Genomic DNA, 25,865 nt, shown 5'->3' on the forward strand with positions numbered 1-25,865 from the left:
GGCGAGGGGGCTTGCCCCCGTTCGGCTGCGAAGCAGTCGCAAAATCGGTAAACGCAATTTATCTGATATACCGAAGTGCCTGATTGGGGCCGCTCCGCGACCCAACGGGGGCAAGCCCCTCGCCACAATGGTCATCTGGTTACTGCTGGGTTTCTGCCTCCGTAAACAGATCACTGAACAACATGCTCGACAGATAACGCTCGCCAGAGTCAGGCAGAATCACAACTATAGTCTTGCCCTGCATTTCCGGGGTTTCGGCCAGGCGCACCGCCACTGCCATCGCCGCACCGCACGAGATACCGCACAAGATCCCTTCTTCCTGCATCAGGCGCAGGGCCATGGCCTTGGATTCGTCATCGGTCACCAACTCAACCCGGTCGACGATCGACAAATCGAGGTTTTTCGGCACAAAACCGGCACCGATGCCCTGGATCTTGTGCGGGCTCGGCTTGATCTCTTCACCGGCCAGCTTCTGGGTAATCACCGGCGACGACACCGGTTCCACGGCTACCGAGAGAATCGGTTTGCCCTGGGTATTCTTGATATACCGCGAAACTCCAGTAATGGTTCCACCCGTTCCGACGCCTGCTACCAACACATCAACCGCGCCGTCGGTGTCGTTCCAGATTTCCGGGCCGGTGGTTTTTTCGTGGATGGCCGGGTTGGCCGGGTTGTCGAACTGCGCCGGCATGAAGTATTTGGCCGGGTCGCTGGCGAGAATTTCCGCAGCCTTTTCGATAGCACCCTTCATGCCCTTGGCCGGCTCGGTCAGTACGAGTTCAGCCCCCAGGGCCTTGAGCACCTTGCGCCGTTCGATACTCATGGACGCCGGCATGGTCAGCATCAGCTTGTAACCTCGGGCGGCGGCGACAAACGCCAGGCCGATGCCGGTGTTGCCCGAAGTCGGCTCCACAATGGTCATGCCAGGCTTGAGTTTGCCGGTGCTTTCGGCGTCCCAGATCATGTTCGCGCCGATCCGGCATTTGACCGAATAACCGGGGTTGCGCCCCTCGATCTTGGCCAGGATGGTCACGCCGCGCGGCGCGATACGGTTGATCTGTACCAGTGGCGTATTGCCGATGGAATGGGCGTTGTCAGCAAAAATACGACTCATGGCTGGGTCCTTATGCAGCGTTGAATAAGCGCTCCAAGGTATGCCTGTTGCCGATGGTCGTCCAGTCAGGTCGAACGTCCGGTAACGCCCGTAGTCAATGGCTGTACACCGCCAAGGAATTGCCATCATGAAGCGTCGATACAGTTGGCCCCTATGGACCGTTGCCGGCCTCGTTGTATTGCTGGTTGCCCTGGACATTGCCCTGCCCTACCTGGTGCGCAATTATCTCAACGACAAGCTGGCCGACATGGGCGATTACCGTGGCCAGGTCACCGACGTGGACCTCGCCCTGTGGCGCGGAGCCTACAAAATCAACGGGCTGAAGATCGTCAAGGTCGACGGCAAAGTCCCCGTCCCCTTCGTTACCGCGCCGCTGATCGACCTTTCGGTCAGTTGGCATTCGCTCTGGTACGACCATGCTGTGGTGGCCGAGGTGCAGTTCATCCAGCCCGAAGTGAACTTCGTCGATGGCGGTGCCAACAAGCAGAACTCCCAGACCGGTCGCGGCACCGACTGGCGCGCTCAATTGAGCAAACTGCTGCCGATCACCCTGAACGAAGTGCGGATCGACGACGGCAAAATCAGCTTTCGAAACTTCAGCTCCAGCCCACCGGTAAACATGAACGCCACCCAGGTCAACGCCACCCTCTATAACCTGACTAACGTAGTCGACACCGAAGGCAAGCGCGACGCCCGCTTCGAGGGCAAGGCCCTGCTACTGGGCCACGCCCCGCTGGAATCCACCGCGACCTTCGATCCCTTGAGCAACTTCGAAGACTTCGAATTCCGCCTGCGGGCCAAGGACATCGAACTCAAACGCATGAACGACTTCGCCTCGGCCTACGGAAAATTCGACTTCAATGCCGGTCACGGCGATGTGGTGATCGAAGCCGAAGCCAACAAAGGCCAACTCAAGGGCTACATCAAACCACTGCTGCGCGACGTCGAAGTGTTCAATTGGCAGCAGGACGTCGAGAACAAGAACAAAGGCATCTTGCGCTCGGTCTGGGAAGCCATCGTCGGCAGCACCGAAACCGTATTGAAAAACCAGCGCAAGAACCAGTTCGCCACCAAAGTCGAACTCAGCGGCAACGTACACCAGCAAGATATCAGCGCGTTCCAGGCGTTTTTGCAGATTTTGCGCAATGGTTTCGTCCAGGCGTTCAATGCGCGGTATGAACAGCCGAAGCCGGATGCGGGTTAAGGTTTACGCGTGACGGTATAGCGGCCCGTTTCCTCCGCCGCCATCGTTGAAGGTTGTCGTTGCAAGGAATCCCAGCCCAGGCAGGCCAGGGCCAATGACTTTGGCACCGCTTCGCGTCCGCTGCTGTAGCGACTGATACTTCGAGCACTGACACCCAGCGCTTCGGCTGCTTGATTCAAAGGCAACCCCGTGCGGGCACGCCAGTCGATGAAAATGCGGGTGTTTTCGTCAGCCGAGTTCTGCGCGAGGGCGTCCAGATACAAAGAATCCGCGCCAATCTGAATATCCGGCTGAACCCATTCCACCGTCCAGCCATCATCGCCAAGCGCTGCACCCTCAAATACGCGAACCTCAAGCAACGGTTGCAACCCTGGATAGGCATGTAAATCGCGGCTCAAATTCAGCGTCAACTGTTGCCCATCGATAAAGGTCAACGCCAAGCGGTACTCCGGCAAAGCCTTTACAGCCTTCAACCGTGGTCGCTTCATGGGTAACATCGTTTCTGGCCTTCCGATAATCGTCATGCCACAAAGCCTATCGCCAAATCGGCGATACCTGAATGCTGGCCTTGCGCCGAGACTGAGTCAAGATGTGACGCCCCATTCAGAGACTGAATAACCCGTCTGCGTTCACAGTCGACCGGGCAGCGCGTTATAGTCGGGCATCACATTTATTCCGTCCCGCCCTGCCCGTTCAGGTCGGCGCTACCGTTCGAGGATTAGCAGATGAAGTTCGAAGGCACCCAGGCCTACGTCGCCACCGATGACCTGAAGCTGGCGGTCAACGCCGCCATCACCCTGGAGCGTCCGCTGCTGGTCAAGGGCGAGCCGGGCACTGGCAAGACGATGCTGGCCGAGCAACTGGCCGAGTCCTTTGGCGCCAAGTTGATTACTTGGCACATCAAGTCCACGACCAAGGCGCATCAAGGCCTGTACGAGTACGACGCGGTCAGCCGTCTGCGCGACTCGCAGCTGGGCACGGAGAAGGTCCACGACGTTCGCAATTACCTGAAAAAGGGCAAGCTGTGGGAAGCCTTCGAGTCCGACGAGCGGGTGATCCTGCTGATCGACGAAATCGACAAGGCTGACATCGAGTTCCCGAACGACTTGCTGCAAGAACTCGACAAGATGGAGTTCTACGTTTACGAGATCGACGAGACCATCAAGGCGAAGAAACGCCCGATCATCATCATTACCTCCAACAATGAGAAAGAGCTGCCGGACGCTTTCCTGCGCCGCTGCTTCTTCCACTACATCGCCTTCCCGGATCGCGTGACGATGCAGCGGATCGTCGATGTGCACTACCCGGACATCAAGAAAGACCTGGTCAGCGAAGCGCTGGACGTGTTCTTCGACGTGCGCAAAGTGCCGGGCCTGAAGAAGAAGCCTTCGACCTCCGAACTGGTGGATTGGCTGAAACTGCTGATGGCCGACAATATCGGCGAAGCGGTGCTGCGCGAACGCGATCCGACCAAGGCTATCCCGCCGCTGGCCGGGGCCCTGGTGAAGAACGAACAGGACGTGCAACTGCTTGAGCGTCTGGCGTTCATGAGCCGTCGCGGCTCCCGCTAAGTCTCGCTTTTTTAACAAAAGCGGAGGCGATCGCCATGCTGCTCAACCTGTTCAATGAAATGCGCGCAGCCAAGGTGCCGGTCTCGGTGCGCGAGCTGCTGGACCTGATCAACGCGCTGAAACAGCGCGTGGTCTTCGCCGACATGGACGAGTTTTATTACTTGGCCCGGGCGATCCTGGTGAAGGACGAAAAGCATTTCGACAAGTTCGACCGGGCCTTCGGTGCCTACTTCAACGGCCTGGAAAAACTCGACGACCATCTTCAGGCGTTGATTCCCGAAGACTGGCTGCGCAAGGAATTCGAGCGTTCCCTGAGCGATGAAGAGCGGGCGCAGATACAGTCCCTCGGCGGCCTCGACAAGCTGATCGAAGAGTTCAAGAAACGCCTCGAAGAACAGAAAGAACGCCACGCCGGCGGCAACAAGTGGATCGGCACCGGTGGCACCAGCCCATTTGGCTCCGGCGGCTTCAACCCGGAAGGCATCCGGGTCGGCGATGCCGGCAAGCGCCAGGGCAAAGCGGTCAAGGTCTGGGACCAGCGCGAGTACAAGAACCTCGACGATTCGGTGGAACTCGGCACGCGCAACATCAAGGTCGCCCTGCGCCGTCTGCGTAAGTTTGCTCGCCAGGGTGCGGCGGAAGAGTTGGATATCGATGGCACCATCGACCACACCGCCCGCGATGCCGGCTTGCTGAACATCCAGATGCGGCCGGAACGACGCAACACCGTCAAGTTGCTGCTGCTGTTCGACATCGGCGGCTCGATGGACGCCCACGTGAAGATCTGCGAAGAACTGTTCTCGGCCTGCAAGACCGAGTTCAAGCATTTGGAGTATTTCTACTTCCACAACTTCGTGTACGAGTCGGTGTGGAAGAACAACATGCGCCGCACCTCCGAGCGTTTTTCGACCCAGGATCTGCTGCACAAGTACGGCGCTGACTACAAAGTGATCTTCATCGGCGACGCGGCCATGGCGCCCTATGAAATTACCCAGGCTGGCGGCAGCGTCGAGCACTGGAACGAAGAGCCGGGCTACCTGTGGATGCAGCGTTTCATGGAGAAGTACAAGAAGCTCATCTGGATTAACCCGTATCCGAAAGATACCTGGGGCTATACCTCGTCAACCAACATCGTGCGGGATTTGATTGAAGACCGGATGTATCCGCTGACGTTGCGGGGGTTGGAGGAAGGGATGCGGTTTTTGTCCAAGTAGAGCGAGGACCTTGTGGCGAGGGGGCTTGCCCCCGTTCGGCTGCGCAGCAGTCGCAAAACCAGTGCATGCGGTATTTCTGAAATACCGCGGCTGCAGATTTTGGGGCTGCTGCGCAACCCAACGGGGGCAAGCCCCCTCGCCACATTAAAACCGCTGCAGATAGGCGACCTGCTCCCGATGCGCCACATCCTGCACCACCGGCCGCAACCTGACCTTCGCCCCTGGCAAACATTGCGCCAGCCGTGCCAGCGCCAACGGCGTCAACGCGCCCAATCGCGGATAGCCGCCAATGGTCTGCCGATCATTGAGCAACACAATCGGCTGCCCGTCCGGCGGCACCTGCACCGCGCCGAGCGGGATGCCTTCGGAGATCATCGGTTTGCCCTGATATTCCAGCGCCGTGCCCAGCAGGCGAATGCCCATGCGGTCGGCACGACTGTCCAGCACCCATACGCTGTTGAACGCATCGAACAGGCTTTGCCCGCTGAATGCGCCGATCTGCGCACCGAGCACCAGGTCCAGCGGCGTATCGAGCTTGAAGTCCGGGACATGCTCCTGCGGTAACTCCCGCAACAGGATTAACCCACTGCCGGAATAGCTCAACTGCGCATCCTTGGCCAACGGCCGACCCATGCCATCGAGCCCGCCGAGTTCCTCGCGGACCACCGTCGCACTGCTGCCCAACACTTTCGGCGCATCAAACCCGCCCGGTGCGGCGAGATAGGCCCGCGCGCCCAGTAACGGCTGAGTGAACTGCAAGCGCTGACCTTTTTGCAGCCGGAAGCTGCGCCACGGCGCCAATGCCTCGCCATTCACTTGCGCGCCCAGGTCCGCCCCGGCCAGCGCCAGCACGCAATCCTCCTCGGCCACCACGCTGAATCCGCCAAGGGTGATTTCGATCACCGGCGCATCCAGCCCATTGCCCAGCAACCAATTGGCCCACGACATCGAGCGCCAATCCAGCCCGCCACCCTGGGTCACGCCCAGATGCCGCACGCCGAATCGTCCCGCATCCTGCAACAGGCATAGCGGCGTACTCGCTTCAATTCTCAGTCGGCTCATGCCTGGGACTCCAGTGGCGTGTCGTCGCCGCCCAGGTTGATGAACTCGGCATGGCTGACGGCTTCGAAGCGCACCGTGTCACCGGGTTGCATCAGGCTGTAGCCGTCGCGTTCGCGGTCGAACAGTTTGGCCGGGGTGCGGCCGATCAAGTTCCAGCCGCCGGGGGACACCACCGGGTAAGCGGCGGTTTGCCGCTCGGCAATGCCCACACTCCCCGCCGCCACTTTCTTGCGCGGCGTGTTCAAACGCGGCGCGGCGAGGATTTCTTCTACCAGGCCCATAAAGGCAAATCCCGGCGCGAAGCCCAACGCGAACACCTGATACTCGCGCTCGCTGTGACGACGAATCAACTCGTCCACCGCCAAGCCGCTGCGTTGCGACAACAGGCTCAATTCCGGGCCGACGCTCAAGTCGTACCAGACCGGCAACACATGGCATTTGCCCGTGGTGCTGGCGTTAGGCGACAGATCGATCAACGCTTCAGCAATCAATTCGCGAGCCTGGGCCGGACTCAACGCGGTCAGGTCGTAATGCACCATCAACGTCGTGTAAGACGGCACCAGATCGATCAAATGCCCGGCAAACGCGGCGCGCAGACTTTCGCTAGCGGCGAGCATCCACGGCATGTTGGCTTCGGCGATTTCATCGAACAGGCGCACCATCAGGCAGTCCAGCGCCACCACTTCTACCCTTGGTTTCATGACGCGCTCTGCTGATTCAAGGCTTGGCGAATACGCTGCACAGCGGCCACCGAACTGGCGTTGTCGCCATGCACGCACAGGGTGTTGGCCTGCAAATGCAAGGCGCTGCCGTCATTGGCCGTGAGGTGATCGCCACGGGCAATGATCAGCGCCTGCTCGATGATTTTTTCCGGATCGTGATGCACCGCGCCCGGTAATTGCCGCGAAACCAGCATCCCGGCGCTGTCGTAAGCGCGGTCGGCGAAGGCTTCGAACCACAGGGTCACGCCATATTCATCGCCCAATTGCTGCGCGGCGCTGTTGTCGCGGGTGGCCATCAGCATCAGCGGTAGCGTGCGGTCGTAAGCCGCCACAGCCTGGATCACCGCACGCAATTGCGCCGGGTTGGCCATCATGTCGTTGTACATCGCGCCGTGGGGTTTGACGTAGCTGACTTTGCCGCCCTGGGCCCGGCAGATGCCGTCGAGGGCGCCGATCTGGTAATGCAGGATGTCTTGCAGTTCCTGGGCGGTGTACGCCATGGAACGCCGGCCGAAGCCGACCAGATCCTGATAAGCCGGGTGCGCGCCGATCTGGACGCCGTGGCTCAAGGCCAGGCTGACGGTCTTGCGCATGATGCTCGGGTCGCCGGCGTGGAAGCCGCAGGCGATGTTGGCGCAATCAATGAAGGGCATGACCTCGGCGTCCAGACCCATGGTCCAGTTGCCGAAGCTCTCGCCGATGTCGCAGTTCAATAGCAGGCGGCTCACGGTGAACACTCCTGTAGGCATATTCTTTTTTTACTGCCAGATAGATACGCAGCAGATTATCAGTTACTCGGCGTCCAGTTGCTTGCCACGGGTTTCCGGCAGGCTCAAGGCTGCGAGGATCACTACCCCGTAGGACACCGCCGCAAACGCCCCGATGCCGACGCTCAGCGGTACTTTCTGGCTGAGCAAACCGATCAACAGGGGAAACAACGCGGCCAGCGCCCGACCAATGTTGTAGCAAAAACCCTGGCCCGAACCGCGAATCCGCGTTGGGAATAATTCAGTCAGAAATGCGCCCATGCCACTGAAAATTCCCGAGGCAAAGAAGCCCAGCGGGAAGCCCAGCCACAGCATCACCGCGTTACTGACCGGCAATTGGGTGTAGAGCAAAACGATGGTGAACGAGCCGACGGCGAACAGGATGAAGTTCTTCTTGCGGCCGAGGATGTCGGTCAAATAGGCGCTGATGACGTAGCCGATGTAGGAGCCGACGATCACCATCGCCAGATAACCGCTGGTGTTGAGGACGCTCAAGCCGCGCTCGTTTTTCAGGAAGGTTGGCAGCCACGAGGTAATTGCGTAGTAACCGCCGAGTGCGCCGGTGGTCAGCACCGAAGCGCGGATGGTGGTGAATAGGATGCCGGGGGCGAAGATCTCGTAGAACTTCGCCGGGTTGCTCGGTTCTTGCTTGGCCTTGGCTTCGCGATAGATTTCCGGGTCCTTGACCAGGCGGCGGACGAAAATCACGAAAATCGCCGGGACGATGCCGAGGATGAATAGCGCACGCCAGGCGTCTTCCGGCGGCAACACCGAGAACAGCAGCGCATACAGAATCGCCGTCAGGCCCCAACCCAGCGCCCAGCCCGATTGCACCATGCCCACCGCTTTGCCGCGGTCCTTGGCGCGAATCACTTCGCCCATCAGCACCGCGCCGGCGGTCCATTCGCCGCCGAAACCGAAGCCCATCAAGGTGCGGCTGATCAACAGTTGTTCGTAGTTTTGCGCGAAGCCGCAGAGGAAGGTGAAGAAGGCGAACCACAGCACGGTCAGTTGCAAGGTGCGCACGCGACCGATGCGGTCGGAGAGAATCCCCGCCACCCAGCCGCCGATGGCCGAGGCGATCAAGGTGCTGGTGTGAATCAGGCCCGCTTCACCGGTGGTAATGCCCCACATGGCAATCAGGGTCGGCACCACGAAGCTGAGCATCTGGGTGTCCATGCCGTCCAGGCCATAGCCGATCTTGCAGCTCCAGAAGGTGCGGCGTTCCTGCTTGTTGATGTTGCGATACCAGTCGAAAGGTCCCGGGCGAGTCGTAGCCTTGGGGATGTCGAGGGTGTCGGGCGCACTCATGGCAAGTCTCCGTACATATTTTATTGGTATTGTTCTGAGCCCCGACGACGCCTATCGTGGGAACCGGATGGCCTGATTTTTGGGCGCCCGGCCCTGCGGCGTCCAACTAATAAAAACCCGCCCTAGACATAAGAATTCTTTATCCCCGAGCAAATCCCATGAATTTGAAGTTCCTCGAGACCTTTGTCTGGGTCGCCCGACTCAAGAGTTTTCGCCTGACTGCGGACAAGCTCTTCACCACCCAGGCGTCGATTTCCAGCCGCATCGCGGTGCTCGAAAGCGAGCTCGGGGTGAAGCTGTTCCTGCGCGATTCACGCGGTGTGAGCCTGACGCCGGAAGGCCTGAAAGTGCTCGAGTACGCCGAGCAGATGATGGACACCATGCAGGCGCTCAAGCAGTCAATCGAGACCCGCTCGAGCAAGGTCGGGCGGGTGCGCATCGGGGTGATGGACACGGTGATTCACACCTGGCTGAGCCCGTTGGTGGCGCAGATGATGGATCATTATCCGCTGGTGGAAATCGAGCTGGTGGCCGATACGTCGCTTAACCTCTGCGATCAGCTGCAAAAAGGCTTTCTCGACCTGATCCTGCAAACCGACCTGCTGCGCCAGGAATCCGTGCGCAGCCTGGAACTGGCCAGCCACCCGATGGGCTGGATCGTCGCCAGCAATTCCATCTACAACCGCGAGTATTCAGGTGTGGCCGACCTGGCCCGCGAGCGGATCATCACCTATTCGAAAAACTCCCATCCGCATCAGGATGTTTTGGCGTTGATGCAGGCAAACGGCGTGATGACGCCACGGCTGAACTGCGTGAACTCGGTGTCGGCGATTACCCGGCTGCTGCGGGACGGTTTTGGCATTGGCGCATTGCCGCCGGTTTTGGTGGCCGAGGAACTGGCGCGGGGAGAATTGACCTTGCTGGCGATCGACCAACGGCCACCGAATTTGCAGGTGGTGGTGTCGTGGCGGGTCGGCGTGGAATGGGTCGAGGAGATTGTGACGTTGTGTCAGCAGGTGCTGGAGGGGTATGCGCGGAAGGTGGGTGAAAGCTACATCGTCCTGGCCTGATACACCGCCACCCCTTGTAGGAGCGAGGCTTGCCCGCGAAGGCGGTGTGTCAGTCAATTCAATGTTGCATGACACGCCGCCTTCGCGGGCAAGCCTCGCTCCTACAGGGGGCCGCGCGCGTGGGAGGGATCACTTACAACCCGCGCACATCCCGATCTTCGATCGGCCGGCTCTGGCGCAGGCGTTTGCCGCCCAGCACCACCCAGTCGATCAACCGGAACAGGCATTCAATCCCGAACGACAGCAGCAACGCGCCGCTCATGCCCCAGATCATCGCTTCCGGAGTCAGCAAAATCTGATAGCTGTAGCCGTTCCAGGTTTCCTTGCGAATGTCCGGATCAGCGGCCAAGGCCACTTGCAGGAAGCGGATGTACCACGGGCCTTGCATCGCCTGGAACTGTTTATCGAGGGCAATCTGGCGGGTCAGCAGGTTGCTCAGGCTGTCGGCATCGCTGCGAAAGATCGGGTCTTCACTCGCCCGGTAATGCGCGACCAAGGCCTGCATATCGCCCTTGAAGAATTGATTGGCGGTGCCCTGGAAACCACTCAAACCGGTCTGCGCCTCAATCAGATGCGCTTCGACCCGCTTGGCGTAATCGCTGATGAAGCCCGGCACCTGGACACCGATCAACAGGCCCGCCGCAAACAACACCAGCCGTAGATAACTGAGCAACATGGGGGTAAGTCCTTATTCGGTCTTGCCCTGGCTGACGCATTCACCGCGTCGCCAGAGGCTCCATTGGCCCGGTTCGTAGCGGGTCCAGGTTTCGTTTTCGGTCAAAGGCTCGGTGGCGATCACCGTGACCACATCGTTGGGCGTGGTTTCGGCCTGGAAGTCGACGATTACATCGACGTCCTTAAGGCGCGCCGGGCCGAACGGTGCGCGGCGGGTGATCTGCGCCAGTTTGGTCGAGCAATAGCAGAACAGCCAGTCGCCGTCGCTGAGCAGGCAGTTGAACACGCCTTTGCTGCGGTATTCGGCGCAGGCAGCCACCAGGTCCGGCAGCAGTTCTTCGATTTCCACCGGTTCCGGGAACGCCGCACGCACGCGGTTGAGCAAGTCGCAGAACGCCGCTTCGCTGTCGGTATCGCCGACCGGGCGGTAAAAACTCTTGATCGGTTCGAAGTCCGCGAGCTGGCCGTTATGGGCGAAACACCAGTTACGGCCCCACAACTCGCGCACGAACGGGTGGGTGTTGGACAGGCAGACTTTGCCGACGTTGGCCTGGCGGATATGCCCGATCACCACTTCGCTCTTGATCGGGTAACGCTGCACCAGATTCGCGACTTCGGACTCGCAACTCGCCGCCGGGTCCTGGAACAGGCGCAGGCCACGGCCCTCATAGAAGGCGATGCCCCAGCCGTCACGGTGCGGCCCGGTACGCCCGCCGCGCTGCATCAGCCCGGTGAAGCTGAACACGATATCGGTCGGGACATTGGCGCTCATGCCCAATAACTCACACATGCTCGGACTCTCGCTGAAAGGCAGGGGCAAAGTTACAAACGCGGTTCGATTCGCGAACGCTGGGGGTTGTTCGGGATCGGTGGACGGCCATAGCGATCATCGCCGGCCACGCCGAACGGTTGCTCGTCTTCATAGTCGTCAGGCTTGATCGCGGCCTTGGCGGCGGCAGCCTGTTCCTTGCGGGCGTTGGTGGCGCGCTCGATGGGAAAGCGGATCAGCACGAAAATCAGGTACAGGCCAAAGGCAATCATGCCGTACATGAGCAGGTCGGAAATCGCCCGCCAGGCGTTGTTGCCCACTTTGAACGCGAGGTCCAGGGCAGTGATGGCGATGGCCGGGGCGACTTTTTCCTTCACCTGGTCGATGATGGTCGGGCTGAACAGCAACACCGCCATGAGCAGCCGCAGCGGCTCACGCAGGTAGCGCCACATCCAGCGGGTCAGGCGCATCCACACCAACAGGCAGCCTAAAGCGGCAAAGGCGTAGAGGCCCCAAGCGATCAGATAGTCGTTCTCGGTCATGGTGTCCATGGCAAGGCAGGCAAAGAGGCGCTTATAGTAACGACTTTTCGCCTGTCCGGCTTGTCCCAATACCAGTCGGTCAAGACACCAACCCTGTGGGAGCGAGCTTGCTCGCGATGAGGCCAGTACACTCAACATCACTGTTGTCAGGCAATCCGCCATCGCGAGCAAGCTCGCTCCCACAGGGATTTGCACAGGCATCAAGATTTGCCGGCAGCCCGCGAAACCCTTTTTCCGTATATCGTCCGAGAGCCCTTCATGCCCTTATCCGCTAACGTCACCAGCGCCCCGATTGCCCGCAAGGCCGATGGGGTCGACCCGTATGCCTGGCTCCAGGAGCGCGACACCGACGCGGTGCTCGACTACCTGAAGGCTGAAAACAGCTACCAAGAGGCGCAGACCGCCGATCAGGCCGCGTTGCGCGAAACCCTGTTCGAAGAGATCAAGGGCCGGATTCTCGAAACCGACCTGTCCCTGCCCTCCCCATGGGGCCCGTACCTGTATTACACGCGCACCACGGCGGGTGACGAATACGCCCGCCACTACCGCTGCCCGCGCCCGGCGGACGACAGCCTGGTCATCGACGAAAGTCAGGAACAACTGCTGCTGGACCCGAACGAACTGGCCAATGGCGGATTTTTCTCCCTCGGTGCCTTCAGCATCAGCCCGGACCACCAGCGCCTGGCCTACAGCCTCGACACCACGGGCGACGAGATTTACACGCTGTTCGTGAAGGAATTGTCCAACGGCCGTGTCAGCGAACTGGAATTCCAGGACTGCGACGGCAGCATGACCTGGGCCAACGACAGCGTGACGCTGTTCTTCGGCGAACTCGACGACACCCATCGCCCACACAAGCTGATGCGCTATCGCCTCGACGGCACGGCGGCCGAAGAAGTGTTCCATGAGCCGGACGGCCGCTTCTTCCTGCATTGCTATCGTTCCAGTTCCGAACAGCAATTGCTGCTGTCCCTGGGCAGCAAGACCACCAGTGAAGTCTGGGTGCTCGATGCTTTCCAGCCGCACCTGGCCTTTACCTGCCTGGCGCCACGGGTCGAGGACCACGAATACGACGTCGACCACGGCGCCCTCAATGGCGAATGGACCTGGTTCATCCGCACTAACCGCGACGGCATCAACTTCGCTCTGTACACCGCTCTCGATACCGGCGTGGCGCCGACCGAGGCCGACTGGCAGAACCTGATCCCGCACAGCGACACGGTGATGATCGAAGGCTTGAGCCTGAACGTCGAAGCCGTGACCCTGAGTCTGCGCGAAGGTGGCTTGCCGATCATCGAGGTTCGCCCACAAGGCCTGGCGCCTTATCGCGTGCAATTGCCGGACGCGGCCTACAGCCTGCATGTGCAAAACAGCCTGGAATTCGTCAGCGACAGGATTCGCCTGCGCTACGAGGCGTTGAATCGTCCGGCGCAGGTTCGGCAATTGGAACTGGCCACGGGCGAGCAGAAAGTCCTCAAGGAAACCCCGGTGCTTGGCCCGTTCGATGCCGATGCCTACGTTAGTCAACGCCTGTGGGCCACGGCGCCGGACGGTACGCAGGTACCGATCAGCCTTGTGGTCAAACGCGAAGCCCTCGGTAGACCAACACCGCTGTACCTCTACGGCTACGGCGCTTATGGCGAAAGCCTCGACCCGTGGTTCTCCCACGCGCGCCTGAGTTTGCTGGATCGCGGCGTGGCGTTTGCCATCGCCCACGTGCGCGGCGGCGGTGAACTGGGGGAAGCCTGGTACCGCGCCGGCAAGCAGGAACACAAGCACAACACCTTCAGCGACTTCATCGCCTGCGCCGAGCATTTGATCGCCAACGGCTTCACCAGCCCACAGCAATTGGCGATCAGCGGCGGCAGCGCCGGGGGTTTGCTGATCGGCGCGGTGCTCAATCAGCGTCCGGAGCTGTTCGCGGCGGCGATTGCCGAGGTGCCGTTTGTCGACGTGCTCAACACCATGCTCGACCCGGACCTGCCACTGACCGTCACCGAATACGACGAATGGGGCAATCCTGAAGAGCCGGACGTCTATGATCGGATCAAGGCCTACGCCCCGTACGAAAACGTGACTGCCCAGGCGTATCCGGCGACTCTGGTGATCGCCGGTTACAACGACAGTCGCGTGCAGTACTGGGAAGCGGCCAAGTGGGTGGCGAAATTGCGCGCGACCAAAACCGACGACAACCTCCTGCTGCTCAAGACCGAACTGGGCGCCGGGCATGGCGGGATGAGCGGGCGTTACCAGGGATTACGTGACGTAGCCCTCGAATACGCATTTGTTTTCCAGGTTTTGCGCATTGCGTGAGGAACTTGGCTTGGCGTACCGGTCTTAATCTCGTACGCCGACCTACCCTTGTAGGAGCGAGGCTTGCCCGCGAAGAGGCCATAAGATCCAACATCAATGTTGGCTGATACATTGCCTTCGCGGGCAAGCCTCGCTTCTACAGGGGGATGAGCATCAATCAGCAAAAAACAAAAAAGACCGTGACGACATGTCAGAACCGACCTTACTGAACAACGAAATCCGCGACTGGCTGATGGACTGCGGCCTGTTCGATCAACTGCTGCCGGTCGACTTTGCCGCCGCTTCCGGTTATTTCAGCATTAGCACCATCGCCCAGGGCGAAGAGATTTTCCACGAGGGCGATGCCGGCAGCTTCATGTGCATCATCCACACCGGCCAGGTGTCGGTGCAGAAGACCAACAGCGACGGGCAAACGGTGGTCATGGCCACCCTGCGCAGCGGTCGGGCGTTCGGCGAGATGGCCGTGCTCGATGGCGAGCGGCGCTCGGCCAGTTGCGTGGCGGCGAGTAATTGCCAGCTGCTCAACCTGGGCAAGGACTCGCTGGAAAAGATGCTCAACGACGCACCGAAGATCGCCGCCAAAATCATCCGCGCCCTCGCCGTCTCCCTGTCCAAACGCCTGCGCATGGCCGACGGGCAGCTACTGTCGCAACAGGTTTAACCGCCCGGCGATTTGATTTTCGTGCTGTTCGGCTCAAGTCCCGGCAACGGCTGGTCCTTGGTCGGCGGGCTGGGCATTTCGATCGGCACAAGGGGCGGGCCGCCACTGCCAACCCCGGTCCGAGGCACGCTGGTGGGGGTGATCTGCGGGTACGGCGTGGGCGTCGCGGTGCCGGGTGAACCGGACATCGGCGCCGGACTGGTGGGTATGGTTTGCTGCTCCTGGGCCTGCACTGCAGTTATCGAGAGCGCGGCCAAGGCAATGACCGTTAGAATGGTGCGCTTCATCAATGGCTCCGTTGGCCTTGTTGTCTGCTTGCAGGCTACTCCCAACCGCGTCCGTTTGCCTTATGCCAATTTTTTCCAAGAGCCCGCCATGAAACGTTTCGTTCTGCTCGACACCGCCCCCATCCCTGAAAACGGCGGTGCCCTGTGCCTGTTCGAATACGGTGAGGATTTCGTCATCAAGATCCAGGGTGGCGACGGCGGGCAATTGATGAACACCCGCATGCACGGCTCCGAAGACGCCCTGGCCGAGATCCCGTGCCGCAAGGTCGCCGGCCGGCCGAACTCGCGCGTGTTGATCGGCGGTTTGGGCATGGGCTTCACCCTCGCCTCCGCCCTCAAGCACTTGGGCAAGACCGCCGAAGTGGTGGTCGCCGAACTGGTGCCGGGCGTGGTCGAGTGGAATCGCGGGCCGCTGGGCGAAAAGTCCGGTAACCCATTGCTCGACCCGCGCACCGTGATCCGCATGGAGGACGTGGCCAAAGTGCTGCAAGCCGAGCCCCAGGGTTTCGACGCGATCATGCTCGATGTCGACAACGGCCCCGAAGGCCTGACCCAGCGCGCCAACAGCTGGCTCTACTCGTCCGGCGGCCTCAGCGCCTGCGCCAAGGCCCTGCGGCCCAAAGGCGTGCTGGCGGTGTGGTCGGCCAGCGCTGACAAGCAGTTTTCCGACAAGTTGAAGAAGGCCGGTTTCAAGGCCGAAGAAGTCCAGGTCTTTGCCCACGGCAACAAAGGCACGCGCCATACGATCTGGATTGCCGAGAAGCTCAAGGGCTGAGCTAAACTCTGTTCATAACCGTCATTAGTCTTCTACAAAGGTGAACCCATGAGTTCGTCCACCCCGACCAATACCTCGAAGCTGGATCGCATCCTCGCCGACAACCAGCGCGACAAGGAAATGGGTTACCGCGACAAAGCCCTGAAGATGTACCCGCACGTGTGCGGCCGCTGCGCCCGTGAGTTCTCCGGCAAGCGCCTGAGCGAACTGACCGTGCACCACCGCGACCACAACCACGACAACAACCCGCAAGACGGCTCGAACTGGGAACTGTTGTGCCTGTATTGCCACGACAACGAACACTCGCGTTATACGGATCAGCAGTACTTCGACGAAGGCTCGCTCAGCAGCCCGAAAATCGCCAAGGCCACCCACAACCCGTTCGCGGCGCTGGCCGGGCTGATGAAAAAAGAAGACTGACCCGAGGCAATACACTCCCCCTGTGGGAGCGAGCTGTGGCGAGGGGGCTTGCCCCCGTTCGGCTGCGCAGCAGTCGTAAACCAGACACCGCGGATCTGACAAAAGACTGCGGTGTTTGGTTTTAGGGCCGCTACGCAGCCCAACGGGGTGATGCGGCATTCCGACAAGCCCCCTCGCCACAGTTCGCTCCCACAGGGGGATTTGTGTTTCCAGCGGCAATTGCTTGCCGCTTCCGGCAAGCTTGCCGCATTACAAACATGTCAAAACCGCTACAAACCCTCCATCCAACAGCCCTTCCCCCCGCTGGCACTGTTCTTGCGATGTATCAGCATCAATACACGCCAGGCAATGAATGCGATGAACGTCACTTCAACCTTCAACAGCCCCGCCATGGTGGCTTATCAGGCTGCGGCGCAGGCCAAGGCTAAAACCAGCGCCACCGGGCAGGCTGCCAAAGACGCCAAGAACGATGACGCGGTCAGCCTCTCGAAAAAATCCACCGACTACAGCGGTTCGATCGGCAACAACGCGCCGTACTTTCCGGTGCGTGCGGGTATGAACGCCGACGCGCTGGTGCTGGGCGTCACGCAACCCGGTGCGGTGTCGAGTTCCAAGGACAAGTCCTTCGCGGAAGTAGCCGTGGATGCGCGCAAGCGCATGGACGACAAGTACGCGCAGATGAAGGCCGGCGAAAAGCCGTACAGCGGCAGCGTCGAAGACAAGAATGCGTTGATGGGCGATCTGGATCGTCGTTCGCTGAACGCTGTAGCCACCAATGAAGGCGGCAAGTTTTCCAGCGAAGAGCAGGAAGCGGCCAAGGCGCTGATGCAGCAACAGGCGCGGCTGGCCTCGGGTCATTACAGCGGCCCGGAAGATCAAAAGAAAAACTGGAAAGACCCGTTTGCCAACGACCCGATCGGTCGCGCCAAGGCTGCGCTGAACTTCCTCGACAACATGAGCCCCGAGGAAAAGACCAAACCCGAATGGTTGTCCCAGCACCAGACCTTGCAGGACGCACTCGCCCAGTACGACAAGGGCGATGTGGCCGCCGGCGGCAAGAAGAAAGACGGGCACTTCAACAATCTGGCGGAAATCCTCGCGGGTGTAGACACCAGTGGCTCGGGGAGCAAAGACCCGGAGGGCAACAAGATCACCAACGCGGCCAGCGCGATGATGGACAAGCTGAAAGCGATGCTGCCTGCAACCAAGTAATCCCCAACCAGACACATATCCCTTGTGGGAGCGAGCTTGCTCGCGATAGCGGTGGGCCAGTCGATATTGATGTTGGATGAGCTGCCGCCATCGCGAGCAAGCTCGCTCCCACAGGGAACTGAGGCAGGCTTTAAAAAGTGTTGGCGGTATAGCGCATTTCCTTTGTATCGCACATGAAACTTTCCTCAGCAAACCGCTAACCGTTTATTGGCAAAATCGTGACATCCGGATCTCTGAACAGGTAACCGACATGTCCCGAATCTTGACCATCGAAGACGATGCCGTGACCGCCAAGGAAATCGTCACCGAGCTGCAAAGCCACGGCTTTGAAGTGGACTGGGTGAGCAATGGCCGCGAAGGCCTGGTGAGCGCGGTCAGTGGCAATTACGACCTGATCACCCTCGATCGCATGCTCCCCGAGCTGGATGGCCTGGCGATTGTCACCACGTTGCGCGCGATTGGCGTGGCCACACCGATCCTGATGATCAGCGCCCTCTCCGACGTCGATGAACGTGTGCGCGGCTTGCGGGCCGGTGGCGATGACTACTTGGCCAAGCCATTCGCCACCGACGAGATGGCGGCACGGGTCGAGGTGTTGCTGCGACGCAAAAGCCCGGCCAAAACCTTCGAAACCACCCTGCGTATTGCTGACCTGGAACTCGACTTGATCAGCCACGAGGCCAACCGCGCGAATCAGCCGCTGAGCCTGTTGCCCACCGAATACAAATTGCTGGAATTCATGATGCGCAATCCAGGGCAGATTCTGTCGCGGATGATGATTTTCGAAGAGGTCTGGGGTTATCACTTTGATCCGGGCACTAACCTGATCGACGTGCACATTGGCCGGTTGCGCAAGAAGATCGACCCGCCGGGTTTGCCGCCGTTGATACGGACGATGCGCGGGTCGGGGTATGTGATCGCTGACCCGCTGTAGACAAACCACAACCCCTGTAGCAGCTGGCGAAGCCTGCGTTCGGCTGCGAAGCAGTCGTAAAATCAGACGGCGCGGTGTGTCAGTTAAACCGCGTTATCCGTATTTGCGACTGCTTCGCAGCCGAACGCAGGCTTCGCCAGCTGCTACAAAGGTTTCGTCGCCTACAATGCTATCCGGGCATGCACTGGAAATCGTCAGTCTGCGCCACCTGCTTACCGTGCGAATCCTCAAGCCGCGCGCTCACAGCCTGGCCCAGGCTGGACTCCACCAACTGATAATGCTCGCCCGCCTTGAACTGCGTGTAATGGACCTTGCCTTGGCAGTCTTCCTGATTCGAATCACCACTCGGGATTTCGAACAGCGTCACCGCCAAGTCATGCGCACCGGGCGTCACTTCAAAGAAACGTCCGTCATCAATGCGCCGGCCATCCACCCGTTCGGCCAGCATGTCATTCGGCGATTCTTCCTGAAGCCCGATCCAGGCCAACCCTGGATCGGGTTTGGGCATAGGGCCGGCGCAGGCGGACAGCAGACAAACCACGCTCAGACCAGGAATCAATAGCAGCTGTTTAAGTGTCATTGGAATGTGTTCCTTCATGCACCGCCGCCCCCTGTGGGAGCGAGCTTGCTCGCGATAGCGGCGGGTCAGTCAATATTGATGTTGAAGGCAATGGCCTCATCGCGAGCAAGCTCGCTCCCACAGGTTTTGCACACCGCTCAAGAGCACCGAAAGCCCCGGCTCTGCGCCACCTGATTACCGTGGGAATCCATCAGGCTGACACCCGCCTTCAATCCCTCGCTCGACGCATTGACCTGGTAGTGCTCGCCAGCCTTGAACTCGCTGTAGCTCAGATGCCCGGTGCAACTGAGGTCCAGCGAATTACCGTCCGCGCCGCTGATCAACGTCATGTCCAGGCGATGAGCCCCCGGTTTGACCTCGAAATAGCGCCCGTCATTCACCTGCTGCCCGTCGATCCGCTGCGCCAGCAAATCGGCACTTCCCGGTTGCTCCAGACCAATAAAGGCTTCGCTCGGATCAGCCTTGGGCATCGGTCCCGCGCACGCCGACAACAGACACACCAGGCCCAGGCCCGGCAGCATTAACAGGGGTTTGAATGTCATGGAAAAACACCTCGCAAAATGGACGCCGATACCGCCGCCAGGTGTGGCGGTGGGCACTCGGCTTGAGGTGAAGAGTGGCGGGCTAGAGCGCTGCGGACAAATGAATCCCCATGAAAGGATTTTCAGCAAATGCTTAAAAATTTCTTCATCCCCGTGAAGGCAAATCTTTAAGTAACAACCGCAAGACTGCCCGGCAATTGCACTTCAAGACCTCGGAGGTTTACGGCATGCTCGGGCTGGTAAAGACTGCACTGCTCAAGCCCTACACGTTTATCGTGCTGGCAATTTTCATCTGCATCATCGGGCCCATGGCGGCCCTGCGCACACCCACCGATGTGTTTCCCGACATCGGCATTCCAGTGATTGCAGTGGTCTGGCAATACAACGGCCTGGCGCCGCAGGACATGGCCGGGCGGGTGATTTACACCTACGAGCGCTCCCTGAGCACCACGGTCAACGACATCGAACACATCGAGTCGCAATCGCTGCCGGGCATGGGCATCGTGAAGATTTTCTTCCAGCCCGGCGTGGATATCCGCACCGCCAACGCCCAGGTCACGGCGGTGTCGCAGACCGTGCTCAAACAAATGCCACCAGGCATCACGCCGCCGCTGATCCTCAACTACAGCGCCTCGACCGTGCCGATTTTGCAGATGGCGTTCTCCAGCCCGACGCTGTCGGAAGCGAAGATCCGCGACCTGGTGCAGAACAACATCCGCCTGCCACTGACCTCGGTGCCGGGTCTGGCGATCCCGACGCCGATGGGCGGCAAACAACGGCAAATCACCCTCGACCTCGACCCGCAGGCGCTGGCCGCCAAAGGCCTCTCGGCACAGGACGTCGGCAATGCGCTGGCGGCGCAGAACCAGATCATCCCGGTGGGCACCGCCAAGCTCGGGCCCAACGAATACACGGTACTGCTGAACAACAGCCCGAAAGCCATCGACGAGCTCAACGACTTGCCGATCAAAACCGTCGACGGCGCGCTGATCACCATTGGCCAAGTGGCCCATGTGCGCGACGGCTCGCCGCCGCAGACCAATATCGTGCGGGTCGACGGTCGCCGCGCGGTGCTGATGCCGGCGCTGAAGAACGGCAATATTTCCACGTTGTCGATCATCGACGGCATTCGCCAGATGCTGCCGCGTATCAACGAAACCGTGCCGCCGTCGCTCAAGACTTCATTGCTGGGCGACGCCTCGGTGTTCGTCAAACAGTCGGTAGGCAGTGTGGCCAAGGAAGGCATCATCGCCGCGCTGCTGACCAGCGCGATGATCCTGCTGTTTCTCGGCAGTTGGCGTTCTACGCTGATCATCGCCGCGTCGATTCCGCTCGCGGTGCTGTCGGCCATCGCCCTGCTCGCCGCCAGCGGCCAGACCCTCAACGTGATGACCCTCGGTGGCCTTGCGTTGGCGGTGGGGATTCTGGTGGACGACGCCACGGTGACCATCGAGAACATCAACTGGCACCTGGAACAGGGCAAAGCGGTGAAGACCGCGATTCTCGACGGCGCGAAACAGATCGTCGGCCCGGCCTTCGTTTCGCTGCTGTGCATCTGCATCGTGTTCGTGCCGATGTTCCTGTTGCAGGGCATCGCCGGTTACCTGTTCCGGCCGATGGCGCTGGCAGTGATTTTTGCCATGGCCAGCTCGTTCATTCTGTCGCGCACGTTGGTGCCGACCCTGGCGATGTTTTTGCTCAAACCGCACAGGCCGGAACAAGGTCCGGGGCATCACCCGGAAGATGAATTCATCAACCATCACGAGGGCGAGCAGCACCGCAAAACCCATCATCCATTGCTGCAACGGGTGCTGAATTTCCAGCAGGGTTTCGAGCGGCATTTCTCCAACCTGCGGGACACCTATTTCGGTTTGCTGGAGCTGGCGCTGGAATATCGCAAGCGTTTCCTGCTCGGGTTCCTGGCGTGTGTGCTGGCCTCTTTTGCGCTGCTGCCGAGCCTGGGCGAGGACTTCTTCCCCGCCACCGACGCCGGCGCACTGTCGCTGCATGTGCGCTTGCCGCTGGGCACGCGGATTGAAGAAAGTGCGGCGGCGTTCGACCGCATCGAAGCGCGGATTCGCGAGATCATCCCGGCGGAGCAACTGGACACCATCGTCGACAACATCGGCATCCCGCTGAGCGGCATCGACATGGCCTACAGCAACAGCGGCACCATCGGCCCACAGGACGGTGATATTCAGGTCAGCCTCAAGGCCGAGCACAGCCCCACCGCCGATTACGTGAAGCGTCTGCGTGAAGCCTTGCCCGAGAGTTTTCCCGGTAGCCACTTTGCGTTCCTGCCGGCGGACATCAGCAGTCAGATTCTCAACTTCGGCGCTCCGGCACCGCTGGACGTGAAAATCTCTGGCCCCAACGACGCGGCCAACCGCGCCTACGCGGTGGAACTGGAGCGGCGCCTGCAACATGTGGCTGGGGTCGCTGACCTGCGTATCCAGCAGTCCACCGGTTATCCGTCGTTGCAGGTCAACGTTGATCGACTGCGCGCCAACGGCCTGGGCATCACCGAGCGCGATGTGACCAACAGCATGGTCGCGTCGCTCGCTGGCAGTTCGCAAACCGCGCCGACCTTCTGGCTCAACCCGGCCAACGGCGTGTCCTATGGCGTGGTCGCTGCCACCCCGCAATACCGCCTCGACAGCCTGCCTTCGCTGGAAGCCTTGCCGGTGACCGGCAGTGACGGGCAATCGCAGATCCTCGGCGGTTTGGCGAGCATTTCCCGGGTGCAGAGCCCGGCGGTGGTCAGCCACTACAACATCATGCCGACCCTGGATTTGTACGCCAACGTGCAGGGCCGCGACCTCGGCGGCGTGGCCAAGGACATCCAGAAAGTGCTGGATGACACGGCCTCGATGCGACCCAAAGGCGCGGTGATCAGCCTGCACGGGCAGATCGATGCGCTGCACGAAGCCTTCAGCGGTTTGAGCTTCGGCCTGCTCGGCGCGGTGGTGCTGATCTACTTGCTGATCGTGGTCAACTTCCAGTCCTGGGTCGATCCGTTCGTGATCATCACCGCCCTGCCCGCCGCACTCGCCGGGATTGTCTGGATGCTTTTTCTCAGCGGCACCTCGCTGTCGGTGCCGGCCCTGACCGGGGCGATCCTGTGCATGGGCGTGGCCACGGCCAACTCGATTCTGGTGGTGAGTTTCTGCCGTGAACGCCTGGCCGAACACGGCGATGCGCTCAAGGCTGCGCTCGAAGGCGGCTACACGCGGTTTCGGCCGGTGTGCATGACCGCCCTGGCGATGATCATCGGCATGCTGCCGCTGGCCCTGTCCGAAGAACAGAACGCGCCGTTGGGCCGCGCTGTGATCGGCGGCCTGATCCTCGCCACCACCGCCACTTTGCTGTTCGTCCCGGTGGTGTTCAGCCTGGTTCACGGACGCCAATCATCTCGTACTGTTGTTGGAGAAAGCTCTCATGTCGCCTGATCAAAAACCGTCGCGCAAACGCCTGATGTGGGTGGGGGTCGGCGGCCTGACCCTGGCCGCGTTGCTGGTGGCCAACGGTCTGGCCGCCCGCACCCGCCACGAGAAAGCCGTGGCGGCCTGGACCGAAACCGCCGCCATGCCGCTGGTCAGCGTGTTCCAGCCGCAACAGAACGTGCATGGCGACAGCCTGCGTTTGCCGGCGCATCTGGAGGCTTGGAGCAAAGCGCCGATTCATGCGCGGGTCAGCGGTTATTTGAAGGACTGGAAAACCGACATCGGCAGCCAGGTGAAGGCCGGGCAGATTCTGGCCGAGATCGACAGCCCGGACCTCGATCAACAAGTCGCGCAAACCCATGCGCGGCTGATCCAGGAACAGGCCAACGCGCGCCTGGCCGAGACCACGGCGAGCCGCTGGCAAAACCTGTTGGCGACGCATTCGGTGTCGCGTCAGGAAGCCGATGAAAAACGCTCCAACGCTGCCGCCGCCAAGGCCAACGCGGATGCGGCCGCCGCCGACTACGCGCGACTCTCGGCGCTGGAGGACTACAAGACCATTCGCGCGCCGTTCGCCGGGACCATCACGGCGCGCAATACCGATATCGGTCAGTTGATCAAGGCTGATAACGACAGCGATCCGGAGCTGTTCGACATCGCCGACACCCACCAACTGCGCCTGTACGTGCCGGTGCCGCAGAACTACGCCAGCGTGATCCGCCCCGGCATGCAGGCCGAGCTGATCGTGCCGGAACATCCCGGCGAGCATTTCAGTGCGCGATTGATTGGTGACTCCACGGCAGTTGACCGGCGCTCCGGCACCTTGCTCGCGCAGTTTGTTGCGGATAACCCGGACGGCGCGTTGTTGCCCGGCGACTATGCCGAGGCAACCTTGCAGATTCCAGCGGACACCCATGGCGTGAGCATTCCGGCGAGTTCGCTGATCTTCCGCGCTCAGGGCACGCAAGTGGCGGTGCTCGACCCGGATAATCACGTGCATTTACGTGACATTCATATCGGCCTGGATCTGGGTGAACGGCTGGTAATCGATCAAGGTTTGAAGCCTGCGGACCGGGTCGTCGATAACCCGCCGGATGCCCTGCGTGAAGGCGATACCGTGCAACTGGCCGACGCTGGAGGTGTGCATGCGCCCAAGGCTTGAGCTGCTGATCATGGCGCTGGCGTTGCAAGGGTGTTCAATGGCGCCGGCGTACAAAGCGCCGGTTATCGACTTGCCGACGCAGTATCGCGAGCAGACCAGCGATGGGCCGTGGCACCTGGCCAAGGCTCAGGAGTCGAACCCGGACTGGTGGCAGATTTATCAGGACTCGCGCCTGAACGACCTGCAACAGCAACTGCTCAAGGCCAACCCGGACCTGGCGGCAGCCCTCGCGCACTTTGATGCGGCGCAAGCGTATGCCGGGCAGTTGCATGCCGGGTTGTTCCCACAAATCACCGCCAGCGCCCAACCGCTGCGCCAGCGTCAGTCGGACGGCAAACCGTTGCGCGGCAGCAACCAGCCGTCGGTGTACAACAGCGACACTGCCGGGTTTGCGCTGAGTTTCGACCTCGATTTGTGGGGGCGAATTCGCAATCAAGTCGCGGCGGGCGATGCCCAGGCTCAGGCTTCGGCGGACGACTTGGCCGCCGCTCGATTGAGCCTGCAACAGCAACTCGCGACGCTGTATATCGAGCTGAATGGACTGGATGCGCAGAACAAAATCCTCACCAGTTCCCTCGACGATTACACCCAGGCGCTGCAACTGACCCGCGACCGTTATGAAGGCGCCATCGCTTCGGAACTGGACCTGACCCGCGCGCAAAGCCAATTGGCCGAAGCCCGGGCGCAACTCGACGATGTGCGCGCGCAACGGGATCTGGCCGAACATGCGATGGGGGAACTGGTGGGTGAGCCGGCGAGTGTTTTCCGGCTCCAGGCCAGCGATCAGCCATTGGCGTTGCCCTCGGTCCCCGACGCACTGCCGAGCACGCTGCTACAACGTCGCCCGGACATCGCCGCCGCCGAACGTCGGGTGTTCGCCGCCAACGCCAACATCGGCGTGGCTCGCGCCGCGTGGTATCCGGATTTCAGCCTGACCGGCCTGCTTGGTGGGCAAACCGCCGGCAGCGGCAATCTGTTGGCCGCCGGCAATCGCTATTGGGCGCTGGGGCCGCTGGTCAACCTGCCGATTTTTGATGGCGGCCGACTCGACGCCAACGAACGCCAGGCCAAGGCCGAATTCGAAGAAGCCGCCGCACATTACCGCAGCCAGGTGCTGCGGGCGGTGCGGGAGGTTGAGGACAACCTCGGGCAACTGCGTGATCTGCAACGGGAGGCGGAGGATGAGCAGGCGGCGGTCGATGCGGCGCAACGGACGCAGACGCTGGCGATGAACAGCTATGAGGCCGGGGCGGTGAATTATCTGGATGTGGTGACGGCGCAGACCTCGGCGCTACAGGCGCAGCGGCGGTTGCAGAGTTTGCAGACGCGGCAGTTGCAGGCGAGTGTCGGGTTGGTGGTGGCGTTGGGTGGGGGTTGGAGCAGCGACATCTGAATAACAACCTTCCCTGTAGCAGCTGGCGAAGCCTGCGTTCGGCTGCGCAGCAGTCGTAAACCCGGATAACGCGGTTTAACTGGAATAACGCGCCGTCTGATTTTGCGACTGCTTCGCAGCCG

General features: G+C 60.9%; 25 protein-coding genes. 13 read left to right on the forward strand and 12 right to left on the reverse strand.

Annotated features, from left to right (window positions below):
- Positions 1 to 139: 139 nt before the first annotated feature.
- The gene (gene cysK, locus ACIOYV_RS08520) at positions 140 to 1,114 is read right to left on the reverse strand and encodes a cysteine synthase A (RefSeq protein WP_265043941.1); all 975 of its coding nucleotides are present in this window, start codon (positions 1,112 to 1,114) and stop codon (positions 140 to 142) included.
- Positions 1,115 to 1,241: 127 nt separating this feature from the next.
- On the opposite strand from cysK, the gene ACIOYV_RS08525 reads away from it, so the two are divergent.
- Positions 1,242 to 2,318, forward strand: a complete 1,077-nt coding sequence (locus tag ACIOYV_RS08525) for a DUF748 domain-containing protein (protein WP_290027342.1) — start codon at positions 1,242 to 1,244, stop codon at positions 2,316 to 2,318.
- Here ACIOYV_RS08525 and ACIOYV_RS08530 read toward each other — a convergent pair.
- Complete coding sequence (locus ACIOYV_RS08530) at positions 2,315 to 2,815, reverse strand: DUF2442 domain-containing protein (protein WP_401323443.1); 501 nt, start codon at positions 2,813 to 2,815, stop codon at positions 2,315 to 2,317. The two genes, ACIOYV_RS08525 and ACIOYV_RS08530, sit on opposite strands and share 4 nt — an antisense overlap.
- A 228-nt stretch (positions 2,816 to 3,043) precedes the next feature.
- Here ACIOYV_RS08530 and ACIOYV_RS08535 point away from each other — a divergent pair, with 228 nt between their 5' ends.
- Together ACIOYV_RS08535 and ACIOYV_RS08540 are read left to right on the forward strand one after the other, a co-directional pair.
- Complete coding sequence (locus ACIOYV_RS08535) at positions 3,044 to 3,889, forward strand: MoxR family ATPase (RefSeq protein WP_163908972.1); 846 nt, start codon at positions 3,044 to 3,046, stop codon at positions 3,887 to 3,889.
- Positions 3,890 to 3,924: 35 nt separating this feature from the next.
- A complete protein-coding gene (locus ACIOYV_RS08540) occupies positions 3,925 to 5,103 on the forward strand; it encodes a VWA domain-containing protein (RefSeq protein WP_054049045.1) in 1,179 nt (392 codons plus the stop codon).
- 144 nt (positions 5,104 to 5,247) lie between these two features.
- On the opposite strand, the gene ACIOYV_RS08545 is transcribed toward ACIOYV_RS08540, so the two are convergent.
- From ACIOYV_RS08545 to ACIOYV_RS08560, 4 genes are all read right to left on the reverse strand, one after another.
- Positions 5,248 to 6,165, reverse strand: coding sequence for a biotin-dependent carboxyltransferase family protein (locus ACIOYV_RS08545; RefSeq protein ID WP_401322837.1), 918 nt, complete (start codon positions 6,163 to 6,165; stop codon positions 5,248 to 5,250).
- On the reverse strand, positions 6,162 to 6,866 hold the full coding sequence (locus ACIOYV_RS08550) for an allophanate hydrolase subunit 1 (protein ID WP_401322839.1): 705 nt from the start codon (positions 6,864 to 6,866) through the stop codon (positions 6,162 to 6,164). The genes ACIOYV_RS08545 and ACIOYV_RS08550 overlap by 4 nt, the downstream gene beginning before the upstream one ends.
- A complete protein-coding gene (locus ACIOYV_RS08555; protein WP_401322842.1) occupies positions 6,863 to 7,615 on the reverse strand; it encodes a 5-oxoprolinase subunit PxpA in 753 nt (250 codons plus the stop codon). The genes ACIOYV_RS08550 and ACIOYV_RS08555 overlap by 4 nt, the downstream gene beginning before the upstream one ends.
- Before the next feature lie 63 nt (positions 7,616 to 7,678).
- Complete coding sequence (locus tag ACIOYV_RS08560) at positions 7,679 to 8,965, reverse strand: MFS transporter (RefSeq protein WP_054049036.1); 1,287 nt, start codon at positions 8,963 to 8,965, stop codon at positions 7,679 to 7,681.
- 158 nt (positions 8,966 to 9,123) lie between these two features.
- Between ACIOYV_RS08560 and ACIOYV_RS08565 the strand changes: the two genes are divergently transcribed.
- A complete protein-coding gene (locus tag ACIOYV_RS08565) occupies positions 9,124 to 10,035 on the forward strand; it encodes a LysR family transcriptional regulator (protein ID WP_290027347.1) in 912 nt (303 codons plus the stop codon).
- A gap of 133 nt (positions 10,036 to 10,168) precedes the next feature.
- Here ACIOYV_RS08565 and ACIOYV_RS08570 read toward each other — a convergent pair whose 3' ends face one another.
- From ACIOYV_RS08570 to ACIOYV_RS08580, 3 genes are read right to left on the reverse strand one after another with little or no spacing between them, the layout of a single operon-like run.
- Positions 10,169 to 10,711: a DUF2937 family protein gene (locus ACIOYV_RS08570; protein WP_054049029.1), complete on the reverse strand. Its 543-nt coding sequence runs from the start codon at positions 10,709 to 10,711 to the stop codon at positions 10,169 to 10,171.
- A gap of 12 nt (positions 10,712 to 10,723) precedes the next feature.
- Positions 10,724 to 11,500 carry a class II glutamine amidotransferase gene (locus ACIOYV_RS08575; protein WP_054049027.1) on the reverse strand — a complete coding sequence of 259 codons (777 nt, stop codon included), beginning with the start codon at positions 11,498 to 11,500 and terminating at the stop codon, positions 10,724 to 10,726.
- A gap of 32 nt (positions 11,501 to 11,532) precedes the next feature.
- Positions 11,533 to 12,030, reverse strand: a complete 498-nt coding sequence (locus ACIOYV_RS08580; protein ID WP_401322847.1) for an MFS transporter — start codon at positions 12,028 to 12,030, stop codon at positions 11,533 to 11,535.
- A gap of 249 nt (positions 12,031 to 12,279) precedes the next feature.
- On the opposite strand from ACIOYV_RS08580, the gene ACIOYV_RS08585 reads away from it, so the two are divergent.
- Positions 12,280 to 14,334 carry a S9 family peptidase gene (locus ACIOYV_RS08585; RefSeq protein WP_401322850.1) on the forward strand — a complete coding sequence of 685 codons (2,055 nt, stop codon included), beginning with the start codon at positions 12,280 to 12,282 and terminating at the stop codon, positions 14,332 to 14,334.
- 187 nt (positions 14,335 to 14,521) lie between these two features.
- Positions 14,522 to 14,995 (forward strand): cyclic nucleotide-binding domain-containing protein, encoded by a 474-nt coding sequence (locus ACIOYV_RS08590; protein ID WP_054049022.1) that lies wholly within the window; start codon positions 14,522 to 14,524, stop codon positions 14,993 to 14,995.
- On the opposite strand, the gene ACIOYV_RS08595 is transcribed toward ACIOYV_RS08590, so the two are convergent.
- Entirely contained in the window at positions 14,992 to 15,282 is a 291-nt protein-coding gene (locus ACIOYV_RS08595) for a hypothetical protein (protein ID WP_265043923.1), read from the reverse strand. The two genes, ACIOYV_RS08590 and ACIOYV_RS08595, sit on opposite strands and share 4 nt — an antisense overlap.
- 88 nt (positions 15,283 to 15,370) lie before the next feature.
- Between ACIOYV_RS08595 and ACIOYV_RS08600 the strand changes: the two genes are divergently transcribed.
- From ACIOYV_RS08600 to ACIOYV_RS08615, 4 genes are all read left to right on the forward strand, one after another.
- A complete protein-coding gene (locus tag ACIOYV_RS08600; RefSeq protein ID WP_163908963.1) occupies positions 15,371 to 16,057 on the forward strand; it encodes a spermidine synthase in 687 nt (228 codons plus the stop codon).
- Between the two features lie 48 nt (positions 16,058 to 16,105).
- Positions 16,106 to 16,477 carry a YajD family HNH nuclease gene (locus ACIOYV_RS08605; RefSeq protein ID WP_008153129.1) on the forward strand — a complete coding sequence of 124 codons (372 nt, stop codon included), beginning with the start codon at positions 16,106 to 16,108 and terminating at the stop codon, positions 16,475 to 16,477.
- Between the two features lie 357 nt (positions 16,478 to 16,834).
- Positions 16,835 to 17,689 (forward strand): hypothetical protein, encoded by an 855-nt coding sequence (locus ACIOYV_RS08610; RefSeq protein ID WP_401322855.1) that lies wholly within the window; start codon positions 16,835 to 16,837, stop codon positions 17,687 to 17,689.
- Positions 17,690 to 17,939: 250 nt separating this feature from the next.
- Positions 17,940 to 18,623 (forward strand): response regulator transcription factor, encoded by a 684-nt coding sequence (locus ACIOYV_RS08615; protein WP_054049014.1) that lies wholly within the window; start codon positions 17,940 to 17,942, stop codon positions 18,621 to 18,623.
- 169 nt (positions 18,624 to 18,792) lie between these two features.
- Here ACIOYV_RS08615 and ACIOYV_RS08620 read toward each other — a convergent pair whose 3' ends face one another.
- Together ACIOYV_RS08620 and ACIOYV_RS08625 are read right to left on the reverse strand one after the other, a co-directional pair.
- Entirely contained in the window at positions 18,793 to 19,203 is a 411-nt protein-coding gene (locus ACIOYV_RS08620; RefSeq protein WP_163908960.1) for a hypothetical protein, read from the reverse strand.
- A gap of 137 nt (positions 19,204 to 19,340) precedes the next feature.
- Positions 19,341 to 19,745 carry a hypothetical protein gene (locus tag ACIOYV_RS08625; protein ID WP_054055142.1) on the reverse strand — a complete coding sequence of 135 codons (405 nt, stop codon included), beginning with the start codon at positions 19,743 to 19,745 and terminating at the stop codon, positions 19,341 to 19,343.
- 227 nt (positions 19,746 to 19,972) lie between these two features.
- Between ACIOYV_RS08625 and ACIOYV_RS08630 the strand changes: the two genes are divergently transcribed.
- Genes ACIOYV_RS08630 through ACIOYV_RS08640 form a run of 3 tightly spaced genes read left to right on the forward strand, consistent with a single transcriptional unit; the run spans position 19,973 to position 25,743 of the window.
- Positions 19,973 to 23,194, forward strand: coding sequence for an efflux RND transporter permease subunit (locus ACIOYV_RS08630; protein WP_401322859.1), 3,222 nt, complete (start codon positions 19,973 to 19,975; stop codon positions 23,192 to 23,194).
- The gene (locus ACIOYV_RS08635; RefSeq protein ID WP_265043912.1) at positions 23,184 to 24,350 is read left to right on the forward strand and encodes an efflux RND transporter periplasmic adaptor subunit; all 1,167 of its coding nucleotides are present in this window, start codon (positions 23,184 to 23,186) and stop codon (positions 24,348 to 24,350) included. Before ACIOYV_RS08630 ends, ACIOYV_RS08635 begins: the two co-directional genes overlap by 11 nt.
- Positions 24,334 to 25,743, forward strand: a complete 1,410-nt coding sequence (locus ACIOYV_RS08640; RefSeq protein WP_401322863.1) for an efflux transporter outer membrane subunit — start codon at positions 24,334 to 24,336, stop codon at positions 25,741 to 25,743. The genes ACIOYV_RS08635 and ACIOYV_RS08640 overlap by 17 nt, the downstream gene beginning before the upstream one ends.
- Positions 25,744 to 25,865: the final 122 nt, after the last annotated feature.

Origin of the sequence: Pseudomonas sp. NPDC087342 (assembly GCF_044744265.1) — a bacterium.
In the GTDB taxonomy this organism is placed as follows: Bacteria; Pseudomonadota; Gammaproteobacteria; order Pseudomonadales; family Pseudomonadaceae; genus Aquipseudomonas; species Aquipseudomonas nunensis.

Coding starts and splice junctions, on each gene's coding strand:
- ACIOYV_RS08540 (WP_054049045.1), top strand. CDS start 3,925: ATGCTGCTCAACCTGTTCAATGAAATGCGCGCAGCCAAGGTGCCGGTC.
- ACIOYV_RS08580 (WP_401322847.1), bottom strand. CDS start 12,030: ATGGACACCATGACCGAGAACGACTATCTGATCGCTTGGGGCCTCTAC.
- ACIOYV_RS08530 (WP_401323443.1), bottom strand. CDS start 2,815: ATGTTACCCATGAAGCGACCACGGTTGAAGGCTGTAAAGGCTTTGCCG.
- ACIOYV_RS08570 (WP_054049029.1), bottom strand. CDS start 10,711: ATGTTGCTCAGTTATCTACGGCTGGTGTTGTTTGCGGCGGGCCTGTTG.
- ACIOYV_RS08525 (WP_290027342.1), top strand. CDS start 1,242: ATGAAGCGTCGATACAGTTGGCCCCTATGGACCGTTGCCGGCCTCGTT.
- ACIOYV_RS08565 (WP_290027347.1), top strand. CDS start 9,124: ATGAATTTGAAGTTCCTCGAGACCTTTGTCTGGGTCGCCCGACTCAAG.
- ACIOYV_RS08625 (WP_054055142.1), bottom strand. CDS start 19,745: ATGACATTCAAACCCCTGTTAATGCTGCCGGGCCTGGGCCTGGTGTGT.
- ACIOYV_RS08535 (WP_163908972.1), top strand. CDS start 3,044: ATGAAGTTCGAAGGCACCCAGGCCTACGTCGCCACCGATGACCTGAAG.
- ACIOYV_RS08585 (WP_401322850.1), top strand. CDS start 12,280: ATGCCCTTATCCGCTAACGTCACCAGCGCCCCGATTGCCCGCAAGGCC.
- ACIOYV_RS08595 (WP_265043923.1), bottom strand. CDS start 15,282: ATGAAGCGCACCATTCTAACGGTCATTGCCTTGGCCGCGCTCTCGATA.
- ACIOYV_RS08615 (WP_054049014.1), top strand. CDS start 17,940: ATGTCCCGAATCTTGACCATCGAAGACGATGCCGTGACCGCCAAGGAA.
- ACIOYV_RS08610 (WP_401322855.1), top strand. CDS start 16,835: ATGAACGTCACTTCAACCTTCAACAGCCCCGCCATGGTGGCTTATCAG.
- ACIOYV_RS08600 (WP_163908963.1), top strand. CDS start 15,371: ATGAAACGTTTCGTTCTGCTCGACACCGCCCCCATCCCTGAAAACGGC.
- ACIOYV_RS08550 (WP_401322839.1), bottom strand. CDS start 6,866: ATGAAACCAAGGGTAGAAGTGGTGGCGCTGGACTGCCTGATGGTGCGC.
- ACIOYV_RS08620 (WP_163908960.1), bottom strand. CDS start 19,203: ATGACACTTAAACAGCTGCTATTGATTCCTGGTCTGAGCGTGGTTTGT.
- ACIOYV_RS08630 (WP_401322859.1), top strand. CDS start 19,973: ATGCTCGGGCTGGTAAAGACTGCACTGCTCAAGCCCTACACGTTTATC.
- ACIOYV_RS08575 (WP_054049027.1), bottom strand. CDS start 11,500: ATGTGTGAGTTATTGGGCATGAGCGCCAATGTCCCGACCGATATCGTG.
- ACIOYV_RS08545 (WP_401322837.1), bottom strand. CDS start 6,165: ATGAGCCGACTGAGAATTGAAGCGAGTACGCCGCTATGCCTGTTGCAG.
- ACIOYV_RS08605 (WP_008153129.1), top strand. CDS start 16,106: ATGAGTTCGTCCACCCCGACCAATACCTCGAAGCTGGATCGCATCCTC.
- ACIOYV_RS08640 (WP_401322863.1), top strand. CDS start 24,334: ATGCGCCCAAGGCTTGAGCTGCTGATCATGGCGCTGGCGTTGCAAGGG.
- ACIOYV_RS08560 (WP_054049036.1), bottom strand. CDS start 8,965: ATGAGTGCGCCCGACACCCTCGACATCCCCAAGGCTACGACTCGCCCG.
- ACIOYV_RS08635 (WP_265043912.1), top strand. CDS start 23,184: ATGTCGCCTGATCAAAAACCGTCGCGCAAACGCCTGATGTGGGTGGGG.
- cysK (WP_265043941.1), bottom strand. CDS start 1,114: ATGAGTCGTATTTTTGCTGACAACGCCCATTCCATCGGCAATACGCCA.
- ACIOYV_RS08590 (WP_054049022.1), top strand. CDS start 14,522: ATGTCAGAACCGACCTTACTGAACAACGAAATCCGCGACTGGCTGATG.